This is a genomic window from Nocardioides sp. NPDC051685, from assembly GCF_044453405.1.
Lineage (GTDB): Bacteria > Actinomycetota > Actinomycetes > Propionibacteriales > Nocardioidaceae > Nocardioides.
Window position 1 is genome coordinate 15,477 of sequence record NZ_JBITCR010000020.1, and the last position, 13,088, is coordinate 28,564.

Consider the following 13,088-nt stretch of genomic DNA (forward strand, 5'->3'; position numbering starts at 1 on the left):
CGTCAGGTACGCAGGCCGAGGCGTCACGCGCGTCGGCCGAGTCGGCAGCGGACTGCCAACTCGGCCGACGGGGGTGACGCCTCGACGGGGCTCAGACCCGGTCGAGCCAGTCGGTGAAGCCGGAGGGGTCGTGGCGGCCGAGGATGCCGTGCTCGAAGAGGCCCCAGCCCTCGACACCATCAGCCCCGGGCCCGTGCGCGACCGCGCGCCCGACGTGGTCGATCACCCCGAAGGGCACCCGGCCGGCAACCTCGGGCGAGGTCATGTCGTAGGTCAGCCGTTCGGTGAACCCGGCGCCCTTCCATGCCCCGTGGGACCAGTCGGAGTCGCCGCCGTAGCCACCGCCGACATGGATCGGCACGCCCAGCAGCGAGGAGACTTCGAGCACCAGAGGCTCGCCCGCAGGCGTCGTGCACGTGATCGTCGCGCCCTCCGGAATGCGGGTCCCGTCCCGGTAGTGGATCCGGACGTGCGGCCAGCCGAGCTGCTCGACCCGCCCGTCGGCGAAGACGCGGGTGCAGTCGTTGAGGGTGCGATAGCCGTCGGGCGTCTCCTGGATGATCAGGACGACGGCGAACTCCTCGAACCGCAGCGGCAGATAGAGCCACCACATCCCGTCGAACGCCGGGTCCGCGGGCCTGCCCGGCGGCACCCCCTCCCCGGAGGGACGGATCCCCCAGGACCGGTCCCGGGTGCCGACCCAGCGATCGCGGTCGACGACGATCGTCTCGCCGTCGACCGCGATCACCCCCTCCCAGGTCCCGACCTGCGCGAACCGCTGCGCGTCGAGCACGGTGGCCGCCCCCTGACGCATCAGGTGCGGCTGCTCCTGGACGACCTCGAACGAGCCTTCCCAGCGCAGGTCCAGCGCGATCCCATGGGTCCCCTCCATCACCAGCCGCAGCCTCCGCAGCGGCTCGGTGACCTCGATCCGGTACGCCCCGACCTGCTGCCCCATCCGGTCACCGCCCCGCGGGTCGGCGCCGTCACCCAGGTGCACGGCGGTCTGCTCGTCGCCACGGCGGAACAGGACGTACGCGTCCTTGGTGCCGAGGTTGGGATAGAACCCCATCCCGGTGACGAGGAAGAGGTCGCCGGTGCGGTCGTGGGCGTTGAGGTAGCAGCGGTCGTAGAAGTTGCGGTCGCTGCTGCCCGCCCAGGCGACCGGGCGCGGGAGCTGGTGGATCGGGTACTCGTCGAGCGGACCGACACCGAGATACTCCCCATGAGCCCCGCTCACGCCGCCGCCTCCGTAGCGCAAGCGCCATGATACGGACGCGACGGCCTGAGGCCTATGGTCGCTCGCTGACGCTCGCTCATGCCCCGACCTCGTCCAGCATCGCCGCGAACATCGCCCGGTGGTAGAGCGTCGACTCCGGGTCCTCGGGCGCCTCGATCTCGCCGAAGTGGATCTGCCGGGCGGCGATCCGCAGGTAGATGACGCCCCACATGACCGCCGCATGCACCTCGTGCCAGGTCAGGCCACCGAGCTCGACACCGCTCGCCGCGGCGTACGCCTTCTTGACCTCGTCGGCGGTGAGGAAGTCCGGCATCCCCGGCAGCTCCAGCATCGCGGCCAGGTCCTCGAAGATGCGGTGGGCGAAGATCATCCAGGTCACGTCCATCTCGCGGGGCCCGAGGCTGACCATCTCCCAGTCGAGGACGGCGACCGGCGCGAAGTCGCGGTAGATGATGTTGCCGATCCGCGCGTCACCCCAGCACACGACGGGCTCACCGACATCCTCGGGGAGGTTGGCCTCGAGCCAGGCCAGACCTCGCTCGACCAGCGGCGAGCGGCCGCCCCATTCCTCGGCGGTGGAGGCGAAGGCGTACCAGGCCCGGGTCTTGGCCAGGTTGCGGGCGACCAGCGTCTCGCCGTCATGGCCCGCCAGACCAGGGTCGAGGAAGGCGAACCGCGAGGCGGCATCGGGGATCCCGTGGAGACCGGCGAGCACCTCGACCGAACGCCTCTGCAGCGCCGCCCGATCCGCTACAGAGCCGTCGAAGAGCCAGCTGTCGCCGAAGTTGTAGGGCATCACGTCCGGCGGTACGACCCCGTCGACCCGCTCCATCAGGAAGAACGGCGTCCCCAGGACCGAGCCAGTCATGTCGGCGAGACCGACCTCCGGCACCGGCACGGAGGACAGCGAGCCGGCCAGCCGCATCGCGTCGTACTGCGCCTGCAGGTCATAGGTCGCGAAGACCGGGATGTCCTCCGGACGGGGCGCCACCCGCAGGACGTACGCCTTGGTCTGCCGCCACCCGTCGACCGTCGAGGCGACGTCGAGCAGCACCGTCTCGCTGGACATCCCGTTGGCGTCGATGCCGCCGAGGATGGCGACCTCGGGATCGGCGCCCGGCGGGAGCGCGGTGGTCAGCCACTCCTCCAACCTCGCGCCGATCGCCGCAGGGTCACGGCCCGACTTCTGGAAGGTCATCTCGGGCGGCGGGGGCGCCTGGGTCACGTGCTCCTCCTTGAGGCGTGTGAGTCAGATCACACGCCTCAAGGTTGGTGGAACACGTTCTAGTTTGTCAACCGTTCAGAAGCGGATCTTCGTCGGCGTCTCGGTCGGCGCGGCCTTGGTGACGAAGGCCTTCCGCTTCGCGGCGAACCCGTGGCGATCCTCGAAGATGTCGCGGGCCATCTCGGCCAGCTCGATGCTCTGGTAGTAGGACATCGGCATCGCGGCGGCACGGCGTGACTCGCGGGCATCGACGGCCGCGGCGTACGCCGACGGGTCGGCGAAGCGCTGCGCCAGGTCGCGCAGCCAGCCGTCGAACTCGGCCTCGTCGCGCGGGCCGAGCTCGCTGACCATGTCGATCCGCGCCGCCTCGGCCGCCGAGATCGGCAGCTTCGCGCGGAGCAGCTCGTCCGCCTTCTCGCCGCCGACCCGGCTCGGCAGACCCCAGGTGTGCAGCTCGGACCCGAAGATGCCCATGTCGTAGTAGGGGTTCAGCACGACGCCGGCGCGGGCGACCGTGATGTCGGCACAGAGGCCGGCCATCACGCCACCGGCTCCGGCGTTGGCGGTGAACGCTGCGATGGTCAGCTGCTCGGCCTCGGCGATCGCCACACAGAGCTCGTCGATGGCGCGGATGTTGTCCCAGGCCTCTGCCGCCGGATCCTGGGCCGCCTCGATCACGCCGAGGTGGATGCCGTTGGAGAAGGCGTGCTCGGTGCCGCGTACGACCAGGACGGTGGTGTCCTCGATGAGCGCCTTGCGGAGCGCATCGGTCATCCGCCGGCACTGCTGGGTGTGCATCGCGCCGCTGTAGGAGCGGAGGGTGAGGTAGCCGACGTCGCCGTCGCGCTCGTAGGTCGTCTCGGCCAGCGCGTCGGGCACCCTCAGGTAAGGCGCGTGGCGGGTGTCGAGCACCCAGGCGGCCGGCAGCTTGGGACCACGCTTCTTCTCGAGCCTGGCCGCGTAGCCGACCCACAGGGTGCCCTCGCCGGTGGCGATCGCGACCGCGTCGGTGTCGACACCGACCACCGTGCCCGGTTCCACGTCGTCGTGGTGCTCGGGAGTCGTGGCGGCGTCGAAGAGGCAGTACGTCCTGCCCTCGACGGTCGCCGGCGCACCCGGCGCTCCGTCGGCCGCCGCGATCCTCCGGGTGATCTCGGTGGCCGACGCGGACCAGTCGATCTCGAAGGCCTTCCGGCGCAGCAGCGGCAGCTCGCCGGTGCCCTCGACCTCCGCGGCCCACTCCTCGGCAGGCTTCGGCGCCTCCCCCGCGGCGACCATCCGGAGGACCTCCGCGACGCAGTCCATCGCGGCGTCGGCCACCGGGCCGTTGTAGAGCGCGCTCTTCGCGATCGGGACCTCGGGCATCGCGAAGGTCTCGGTCGCCCAGACCGGGCCGGCATCCATCTCCTCGACGGCCGACAGTGCGGTCACGCCCCAGCGCTCCCGCCCGTCGAGGGTGGCGTGGTCGAGGGAGGACGGGCCCCGGTCGCCGACCGGGCCGGGGTGGATCACGACCGTGCGGTAGCGCCCCCAGACCGCCTCCGGCACCCGGTGCTTGAGGAAGGGGCACAGGATCAGCTCGGGATCGATGGCCTCGACCGCCGCCACCAGGGAGGGGTCGTCGTGGACCGGCGCCAGCAGCACGCCGACCTCGTGGCCACCCTCTTTCAGATCGCACCAGACCCGCTGGGTCAGACCGTTGAACGCGGAAACGAGCAGCAGAATGCGCATGTGGGGGAAGTGCCCTTCTGGTAGACAGCCCGAATAGACCTCATATCCCCCGAGGGGTATTTATCCCCCGAGGGGTGTCACTGTATCCGGCGCAGCCAGCCGGGTGCACCAGCAGTGTCCAGATGAGGGACGGAAGACCCTGTGATATCGGGGCCGCTGGCCCCGGGCTCCTGCCGGTCGCGTGTCGGTCACGTGTCGATCGCGTGTCGGGCACCGCACCATCGTCTTGTCGCGGCCTGCAAAGATGACTCTGTCAGGAGGGGACAATGACAACAGTCGAAGACAACCCGATCAACGGGTTGGTCGGTCTCGTCGAGGCGAGCGCCAGCGACATGACCCGTGAGCTGGCGCGCGACCTGGCCAGGTTCCGGATGCGCTACAAGTTCGCGATCGACGAGGTCTCGACGAAGATCGCGATCCTCCGCGAGGAGTTCGAGCACACCCACGACCACAGCCCGATCGAGCATGTACGCACCCGGCTCAAGTCGCCCGACAGCCTGCTCGCGAAGGCCCGCAAGATCGGCTGCCCGCTGACCCTGGAGGCGCTCGAGCAGCAGATCCGCGACATCGCCGGCATCCGGGTGGTGTGCCCGTTCGTCTCTGACGTCTACTGGATCATGGAGATGCTGGGCAGCCAGTCCGACGTCGACGTGGTCGAGGTCGAGGACTACATCGCCGAGCCCAAGGCCAACGGCTACCGCAGCCTCCACCTGATCATCAAGGTGCCGGTCTATCTCTCCGACCGCGCGGTCGATGTCCCGGTGGAGCTGCAGATCCGCACCATCGCGATGGACTTCTGGGCCAGCGTCGAGCACTCGATCTACTACAAGTACGACGGCACCGTGCCCACGACCCTGCGCGACGAGCTCGGCGCCGCGGCCCGCACCGCGGCAGACCTCGACGCCACCATGGCCCGGCTGCGCAGCGAGGTCCACGGCCCGGTCCGATGAACCGAGCCGTGGACCCTCACAGGCTCAGCGGCCGTTGACGAACCGCTGATACTGGGCCCGCGCCTCGTCCGGGGTGATCGCCCGGTCGAGGAACATCAGCGAGTCCATCCGGCAGTTGCAGGGGTTCCGCTCGACGGTGTCCTGCGGGAAGGAACCGCCGACCTTGATGCCGCGCGGCAAGGTGTCGGAGGTGCCGCTGCCGTCGACCTGCCACGGGTCACCGGCGGTGGTGTAGAACCCCTCGACGGCCCTGCCGTTGCGGTAGAGCGCCATCTTCCCGGTGGTGTAGTCGAAGGTCGCCGCCAGGTGCACCCACTGACCCCGTGGCAGCAGCGACTGCCAGTCGGCCGAGGCGGCGAAGGTCTGCGAGGCGCCCTCGTCGAGCCGGCGTCCCAGCGCGACCAGGCGCAGCGTCCCGTCGACGTTGATGAGCTCGAGCAGGGCACGTACGCCATGGCCGTCGGAGTTGCCGGAGAGCACTCCGGCCAGCCCGATCGCGTTGAACCGGTCGGTCGGGTCAGCGGTCACCGAGTTGAGCGCAGGCCCGTCCATGTCGACCTTGAACCAGCCGGCCACGGTGATCTGCTCGGCTCCGGCGAACGGCGCCAGCGACGCGACGCCGTTCTGGTTCCACGTCCCCGCCTTCCAGTCGTCGTTGCCGTTGACCTCCGGGTCGACCTGCTTGGTCTGCAGGGCGTTGTTGCTGGTCGGGTAGGCCGAGTCGCTGACCTGCATGGCGTTGCCGCCGTTGACCTGGTTCAGCAGCGTCCGCGAGAAGCCCTGGTCCTCCTCGCGCGCCCCTGGGGCGAAGGGGTGCTCGAAGTCGTAGTAGCTGACCAGGTCCTCACGCAGCGACGGCACGACCTCGCTCGGCCAGGGCCGCTGCACCGTGTTCACGACCTTCCAGATCTTCCCGTTGGCCTTGGCCAGCAGGTAGAGGTTGCGGCGCGAGTCGGTGCCGAAGCGCAGGTCGACGCGCGGGTCCTCGACGAAGTCCTGCATCGAGAGCCGCTTGCCCGAGGTGTCGAAGAGCTGCATCTGGTGCAGGGTCGCCTCGGTGCTGCTCCCCCGGCGCATCTGCCGGGCATCGGTCCAGTAGACCTCTCCGTTGACCAGGTCGCCGAAGACGTACTTTCCGCGAAGGTCGTCGAACCGGCCGCGGTAGACGACGCCGCCGCTGACCGCGTGACCGCTGTCGGAGGTGCAGGAGTAGTTGGCGGGCGGGTCGTGGTCGAAGGACGCCACCGGGAGCGTGTAGCCGGACATGTCGTAGTCGTCGGGCACCGTGTAGAGGGCGCACTCGTCGGTGTTGTCGTAGAGCAGCCGGCCCTCGATCTCGCTCCAGCCGAGGTTGTCCCCGGCCCTCACGTCGTAGACGCCCTCGATCGCGTGCTGCCCGATGTGGCCGAGCAGCAGCCGGCCCGTCTCGACGTCCCAGGAGAACCGGTGCGGGTCACGCATGCCGTACGCCCAGATCTCCCCGATCGCGCCCTCGCGGTCGACGAACGGGTTGCTGTCCGGGACGCCGTACGCCCCGTTGCGCCCGTCGCGAGCGAGCGGGTCGATCCGGAGGATCTTGCCGAAGGGGTTGGCGAGGTTCTGCGGGTCGTCGCTGCGGACGCCGTTGCCGCCGTCGCCGGAGGCGATGTAGAGCAGCCCGTAGTCCTCGTCGCCGGGCTCGGCGGTCGGGTTGAAGTCGATCTGCTGGATGGCGTGGATCTGGCCGGCGAAGTCGATCCGCATCACCTCCCGGCTGGTGCCCTCGAAGGTGTCCGCCGTCGGGTCGGTGGCGTGCCACTCGGTGACGACGCTGACGGTGCGTCCCGAGCCCGGGTTGGTCTGGGACGGGAACGTCGGAGTCTTCGCGAAGCCACCGAAGCGCTCGGTGTGGGTGGTGTAGAAGAGCCCGTTCTTCTCGAACTCGGGGTGGAACGTGATGAACCCGGCGCCGCTGCCGAGCCCGGCACCGGACCAGAAGTCGACGAAGTGGTCGCGGAGGTTGAGGTACTCGTGCTGCTGCCCGTGGTCGAGCAGGTACATCGGTCCGTTGAGGTCCGGGACGTACATCCGGCCCGAGCCGTCGGGGACCTCACCGATGAAGTTGATGCGGTTGTGGCGTACGAGGCGCTGGTCGGTGGGGGCCGGGTACGGCTCGGTCTTGGGGAGCTGGGTGACCTCCTCGAGGACGAGGCCGAGGCTGCTGCGTACGGGCTGTTCGGGGATGGGGTCGGGGACGGGCTCGCTGCCGGGGATGGCGGCGTTGGCAGAGAGTGCGGGGGTGAGCAGTGCGGCGAGCATGACGCCGACGGCGATGCCGGCGCGCGCCTGTCTGCCCCATAGACGTGAGGTTTCCATGGGTTCTTCTCCTTACCGAGTTACCGAGGGTTCAGCGATGACGTACGCCCGTGACGGTGACGTCACGGATGCGGCCGATGTTGTCGAAGGAGCCGAAGCCGACACGGCCTCCGGCGAAGGTGGTGTCGGTGGCGGTCATCCGGGGCTCGTCGGAGCCGTCGAGGTAGACCGCGATCGCGCCCGTCCGGGCGTTGTAGTCGAGGCGGACGTCGTGCCACTCCGCATCGGTGATCGACGGCTCCGCGCCGACCGTGCCGTCCCACTGGTCGTCGATACGCAGCCGGTCGGCGTCGTTGACCACGAAGATCCCGTTGTGGGGGTAGATGGTGTTGTCGGTCGAGAGGTGGGCGTAGTAGAAGCGCGTCGGCGACCGGTAGTTCCAGACCAGGATCACGTCGCGGTTGGTGACCTCGACGGCCTCGTCGATGCGCACCTCGGCGCGGTAGGTCAGCGAGCCGAGCTCGGGACCCTGGGTCACGATGGCGTACTCGAAGGGGCGCCGGGGACCCGGCGGTGCCGTCCCGGGCTCGGTCAGGATCACCTGCCCGTCCTCGAAGGCCCACTTCTCGTCGGTCAGTGGATCCCAGTCCGCCAGGCTCGCCCGGGGCTTGACCACGGTCAGTCCCGGGCCCTCGGGAACGTGCGCCTGGGCTCCGGCGAGCGGAGCGGCCAGGGCAACGGCGAGGGCGATCACACCGGCGCGTACGCCTCGCCCCATCATTCGGTTCAGCGTCGATCTCCGGTTCCATCTCATGGTTGCTTCCCTTCCCTACTCATCGGGACCGGCGGTGGCCCCTGCTGAGGTCGTTGCGGCTCCCCCGAGATAGAGCTCCGCCATCCGCGGATCGGCGAGCAGGTCGGCGGCTGCCCCGGCGATGTGCACCTTCCCCAGATCCAGTACGCAGCCCAGGTCCGCCGACTCCAGGGCCCGCCGGGCGTTCTGCTCGACGAGCAGGACCGCCAGCCCGGCGTCCCGCATGCGTACGACCTGCTCGAACACGGTCGCGGTGGTCTTCGGGTCCAGGCCCATGCTCGGCTCGTCGAGGAGCACCACCTTCGGGCTCACCATCAGCGAGCGGGCGAACTCGACCTGCTTCTGCTGGCCGCCCGAGAGCGCGCCGGCGAGGGTGTTCCACCGCTCGGCGACGACCGGGAAGAGCGTCTTGACGAAGTCGGTCCGCTCGGCCACCGCCGCCTGGTCGCGGACGGTGTAGGCGCCCAGCCCGACGTTCTCGGCCACGGTCATCTCCTTGAAGACCGAGTGGCCCTGGAGCACGTGGGCCATGCCCGCCCGGAGCATCTGCTGCGGACCGTTGCGGGTGACGTCGACGCCGTCGACGGTGATGGTCCCCGAGCGCGGGGTCAGCATGCCGCTGGCCACCTTGAGCACGGTGGACTTGCCGGCCCCGTTGGGACCGACCAGACAGACGATCTGACCTGCGGGAACGGTGACGGTGAGGCCACGCAGCACGAGCGCCGCACGGCCGTAGCCGGCCTCGATGTCGCGCAGCTCGAGAAGAGGTTCAGACACCAAGGTAGGCCTCCAGGACTCGGGGGTCGTTCTGCACGTCCGCCGGCGCACCGGAGGCGATCGGGCGGCCGCGGTCGAAGACCACGACGTGGTGGGAGAGGCTCATCACCAGCTCCATGTTGTGCTCGACGATGATGAAGGTGCGGCCCTCGGCGTTGAGCTCGCGCACGAGCGTGGCGATCCGGCCGATCAGCGCCGGGTTCACGCCGCCGGCGGGCTCGTCGAGCATGATCGTGTCGGGCTCGGCCATCAGCACCCCGGCCAGCTCGAGCAGCTTCTGCTGCCCGTAGGAGATGTCGCGGGCCTCGCTGCGCTCGAGGTGCTCGATGCCGACCCGGGCCAGCAGCTCGCGGGCCCGGGCGACGTCGTCGGGGTTGTGCGCCCCGCGCAGCCGGTGGATGACGCCCGCCGACCGGACCCCGGCGAGCACGTTGTCGAGCACGGTCATCCGCGGGAAGATCCGGCACAGCTGGAAGCTGCGCCCGAGCCCGGCCCGGGCGATCCGATGGGGTGCATGGCCGGTCACGTCGCGGCCGCGGAAGGTCACCGTCCCCGAGTCGGGCCGGATCATCCCGGTCACGCAGTTGAAGAACGTGGTCTTGCCCGACCCGTTCGGGCCGATCAGGGCGTTGATCCTGCCCTCCTGGAAGCTGACCGTCGCCTCGTCCACGGCGCGTACGCCGCCGAAGGACTTCGTCAGTCCGTCGGTCGTCAGGCTGAGCTCGATCGGATCGGTCATGACTTCGCCTCCTCGAGCGCCTTGCGCTCCTCGGCCAGCTGGGCGGCGTCGACCTCGCGGATCGAGGTGCTGCCGGGACGGAACCGGTCGAGCTGCGAGGTCAGCCATGGGATGACCCCGTCGGGCATGAAGAGCACGACGAGGGCGAGCAGCAGCCCGAGCGCGACCAGGTGCAGCTGGGTGTCGCCGTACTGGTTCTTGAAGAACTCGACCGCATAGCCCACGATCACCGCGCCGACGACCGGGCCGAGCAGGCTGCGTACGCCGCCGAGCAGCGACATCAGCACCAGATAGGAACCGGTCAGGATGGAGAACTGGAAGATCGGGTCGAGCGACCCGAACCAGAGCGCGTACATCCCGCCCGCCATCGCGGTCAGGAACGCCGAGACGACGAAGACGACCAGCTTGTAGGCGAACGTCGGCACGCCCAACGCCTGCGCCTTGTCCTCGTCCTCGCGGATCGCCTTGAGCCCGGTGCCGAGCCGGGACCGGTCGATCACCCACCACAGGGCGAGCGCAACCAGGGTGAGCGCCACGAACAGGTAGAAGAACCGCTCGTGCTGCTCGGGCCGGAGTACGTCGGTGCCGAACGGCCGCGGCACCCGCAGCCCGTTGGACCCGCCGGTGACACCGGCCCAGCTCTGCGCGACCAGCAGCAGGATCAGCACGAGCGCGATCGAGACGATCACGAACGAGGCGCCACGGACCCGCAGCGACGCGATCCCGATCGGCACCGCCGCCACGCCGACGAGCACGGCCGCGACGACCATCGAGACCCACGGGTTCACCCCGGCCTCGGTGACGAGCAGCGCGGTGCCGTACCCGCCCAGCCCCGAGTAGGCGGCGTGTCCCAGCGAGATGTAGCCGGTCAGGCCGCCGACGAAGTTCCACGCCACCGCGAGTGCGGCATAGCTGGCGATCACCACGCCCACCGAGAGGACGAACGGGTCCGGGGCGAGCGCCGGGAACGCGAGCACGAGGCCCAGCCCGACGGCGGCTGCGACGAGCTTGGTGAGGAGGACGGAGCGGCCCGGAGGCGTACGTCCTTCGCGGTGTCTAGAAGCGCTGAGCAAGGCGACCTCCGAAGAAACCCTGGGGACGGAACATGAGGGTGGCGAAGAGGGCGAGGTAGAAGACCGTCTGCGCCCAGGTGGTGCCCATCGGGATCTGCAGCAGGGCCTGGGTGACCCCGAGCAGCATCGCCGCGATCGCGGCGCCGGGGATGCTGCCGAGACCGCCGATCACGATGATGGCCATCAGCGGCCCGATCCAGTGCCAGTGCAGCGAGGGATAGATGGTGGCGTCGAGCGCGAGCGCGGTGCCGCCGACCGCCGCGGTCGCCAGGCCGAGCCCGAAGCCGAAGCCGGCGATCCGGTCGGTGTCGATGCCGAGCAGCTGGGCGGCCTCGCGGTGCTGGATCGTCGCCCTCAGCGCCTGCCCGAAACGGGTCTTCTTGAGCAGGAGGTAGAGGGCCAGGAGCGAGACCGCGGCCAGCCCGAAGGCGATCAGCTTGACCACGGCGATCCGAGCGCCCCACAGCTCCAGGCTTGCGCCGGAGTAGCCGAGCTGGATGCGGCGCTGGGTGCCGGAGAAGAGGTACCCGAGCCCACCCTCGATGACCAGCGCGATCGCGAAGGTCAGCAGCACCGACATCATCGTCAACGTCGCCGGCCGCAGCCGCGAGAGCAGCGCCCGCTGCATCCCGTAGCCGGCAGCGAAGAAGAGCGGCACGGTGATGATCAGCGAGAGCAGCGGGTCGAGCCCGGTCTGCGTGGTGAAGAACCAGGCCAGGTACGCAGCCAGGATCAGGAACGCGGAGTGGGCGATCATCACGACCCGCATGACGCCGAAGTAGAGCGTCAGGCCGGCGGCGAGCAGGGCGTAGAGACCTCCGAGCAGCAGCCCGAGGATCAGGCTCTGCAGGAGGAGGGACCCGCTCATGCGCCCACCTCCGTAGCGCAAGCGCGAGGGTACGGACGCGGGCGCATGATGATCCGATGGCTCACTCGCTGACGCTCCTTCACCAAGCCGGCTTCGGGTAGATGAACGCGGCTTCGGCCTGGTCCTCGGGCAGGACGATCTTGATCTCGCCGTCGACCCACTGCTGGATCATGTGGGCGCTCTGCGGGCGGCCCTGCGCGTCCCAGCTCAGCGGACCGACGACGGTCTCGACCTCGTTCTCGCGCAGCCAGTCGATCAGCTTGGCCTGGCAGTCGGGGTCGGGCTCGGCGCACTCGACGGCCTCGACCGCGGCGGCGACGACCTGACCGGTGGTCCAGGCGTTGGCCTCGTCCTCACCGGGCGCCTCGCCGTGCTTCTCCTCGTAGAACTTCACGAACTCCTGGTTGTCGGGGTAGTCCGCCTTCGTCGTGTAGCCGGTCGGCGCGATGATGCCCTGCGTCTTGTCGCCGATCGCCTCGGCGAACTCGGTCTCGGTCGGCGCGGTCGAGAACGCGGCCAGCTTGGGCTGGTAGTCGAGCTGCTGCAGCGCGACGATGAGGTTGACGCCGTCCTGGTACTGGCTGCCGCCCACCACGATGTCGGCCTTGCTGTCGGCGATCTTGGCCGCGATGCTGCTGAAGTCGGTGGTGTTGGGCGGGTAGACCTCGTCCACGACGGTCTTCACGCCGCCCTCCTCGAGCGCGTCCTTGAGCCCGTAGGCGGTGCCCTGGGCGAACGGGTCGTCCATCGAGGCGTACGCCGCGGTCTTCGGCCGCTCGCCCTCGGGCATCGCCAGGATGTGCTCGGCGAGGAGCTTGTAGTGGTCGTTCGCCACGGCGGGGGCGGCGTAGAAGAGGTTCTCGAAGCCTTCCTCGAAGACCTCGGGCGCCGCGCCGGCGGGCTCGACGAAGAGGTAGCCGTAGTCCTGGGCGACCTGGGCCGCCGGGATCACCAGACGGGTGGAGAAGGGGCCGACGACCAGGTCGACCTGCTCCTGGTTGATCAGCTTCTCGTAGTCGGCGGCGACGCGTTCGGCGCTGGACTGGTCGTCCAGCATCTCCAGGCGTACGTCACGGCCGAGCAGGCCGCCGTTGGCGTTGACGTACTCGGCCCAGGCCTCGTAACCGCGCTGGATTCCCTTGCCGGGCTCACTGAAGTCGCCGGTGAGGGGCAGCGAGATGCCGATCACGATCTCGTCGTCGCCACCCCCTTTCTCGGCGGCGCCACAGGCGGCGAGGGTGGAGGCGAGTGCCAGTGCCGCTGAGGCGGCCAGGGCTGCTCGGGACCGCTTGCTCGCGGTGGGGGTCTTCGTGAAGGGCATCTGCGGTTCTCCTCTACGAAAGCGCTTACGTAAGCGTTTACGATGACGTTACCGA

Annotated in this window: 11 protein-coding genes; 1 reads left to right on the plus strand and 10 read right to left on the minus strand. The window is 69.5% G+C overall.

Annotated features, from left to right (window positions below):
- Nucleotides 1–91 precede the first annotated feature (91 nt).
- From ACIA03_RS29410 to ACIA03_RS29420, 3 genes are all read right to left on the minus strand, one after another.
- Nucleotides 92–1,240, minus strand: a complete 1,149-nt coding sequence (locus ACIA03_RS29410; protein ID WP_396989051.1) for a hypothetical protein — start codon at nt 1,238–1,240, stop codon at nt 92–94.
- A 76-nt stretch (nt 1,241–1,316) separates the two neighbouring features.
- Entirely contained in the window at nt 1,317–2,465 is a 1,149-nt protein-coding gene (locus tag ACIA03_RS29415) for a phosphotransferase family protein (protein WP_396989052.1), read from the minus strand.
- Between the two features lie 75 nt (nt 2,466–2,540).
- Nucleotides 2,541–4,196: an enoyl-CoA hydratase-related protein gene (locus ACIA03_RS29420; RefSeq protein ID WP_396989053.1), complete on the minus strand. Its 1,656-nt coding sequence runs from the start codon at nt 4,194–4,196 to the stop codon at nt 2,541–2,543.
- Between the two features lie 266 nt (nt 4,197–4,462).
- Between ACIA03_RS29420 and ACIA03_RS29425 the strand changes: the two genes are divergently transcribed.
- A complete protein-coding gene (locus ACIA03_RS29425; RefSeq protein WP_396989054.1) occupies nt 4,463–5,146 on the plus strand; it encodes a GTP pyrophosphokinase family protein in 684 nt (227 codons plus the stop codon).
- A gap of 24 nt (nt 5,147–5,170) precedes the next feature.
- Here ACIA03_RS29425 and ACIA03_RS29430 read toward each other — a convergent pair whose 3' ends face one another.
- The 7 genes from ACIA03_RS29430 to ACIA03_RS29460 form a co-directional block, all read right to left on the minus strand.
- Complete coding sequence (locus ACIA03_RS29430; protein ID WP_396989055.1) at nt 5,171–7,501, minus strand: PQQ-dependent sugar dehydrogenase; 2,331 nt, start codon at nt 7,499–7,501, stop codon at nt 5,171–5,173.
- A gap of 31 nt (nt 7,502–7,532) precedes the next feature.
- The gene (locus ACIA03_RS29435; protein WP_396989056.1) at nt 7,533–8,222 is read right to left on the minus strand and encodes a hypothetical protein; all 690 of its coding nucleotides are present in this window, start codon (nt 8,220–8,222) and stop codon (nt 7,533–7,535) included.
- Between the two features lie 48 nt (nt 8,223–8,270).
- Nucleotides 8,271–9,032, minus strand: a complete 762-nt coding sequence (locus ACIA03_RS29440; RefSeq protein WP_396989057.1) for an ABC transporter ATP-binding protein — start codon at nt 9,030–9,032, stop codon at nt 8,271–8,273.
- Nucleotides 9,025–9,771: an ABC transporter ATP-binding protein gene (locus ACIA03_RS29445; protein ID WP_396989058.1), complete on the minus strand. Its 747-nt coding sequence runs from the start codon at nt 9,769–9,771 to the stop codon at nt 9,025–9,027. The genes ACIA03_RS29440 and ACIA03_RS29445 overlap by 8 nt, the downstream gene beginning before the upstream one ends.
- Nucleotides 9,768–10,844, minus strand: coding sequence for a branched-chain amino acid ABC transporter permease (locus ACIA03_RS29450; RefSeq protein ID WP_396989059.1), 1,077 nt, complete (start codon nt 10,842–10,844; stop codon nt 9,768–9,770). Before ACIA03_RS29450 ends, ACIA03_RS29445 begins: the two co-directional genes overlap by 4 nt.
- Entirely contained in the window at nt 10,828–11,712 is an 885-nt protein-coding gene (locus ACIA03_RS29455) for a branched-chain amino acid ABC transporter permease (RefSeq protein WP_396989060.1), read from the minus strand. The genes ACIA03_RS29450 and ACIA03_RS29455 overlap by 17 nt, the downstream gene beginning before the upstream one ends.
- Nucleotides 11,713–11,791: 79 nt before the next feature.
- The gene (locus ACIA03_RS29460; protein ID WP_396989061.1) at nt 11,792–13,033 is read right to left on the minus strand and encodes an amino acid ABC transporter substrate-binding protein; all 1,242 of its coding nucleotides are present in this window, start codon (nt 13,031–13,033) and stop codon (nt 11,792–11,794) included.
- Nucleotides 13,034–13,088 lie beyond the last annotated feature (55 nt).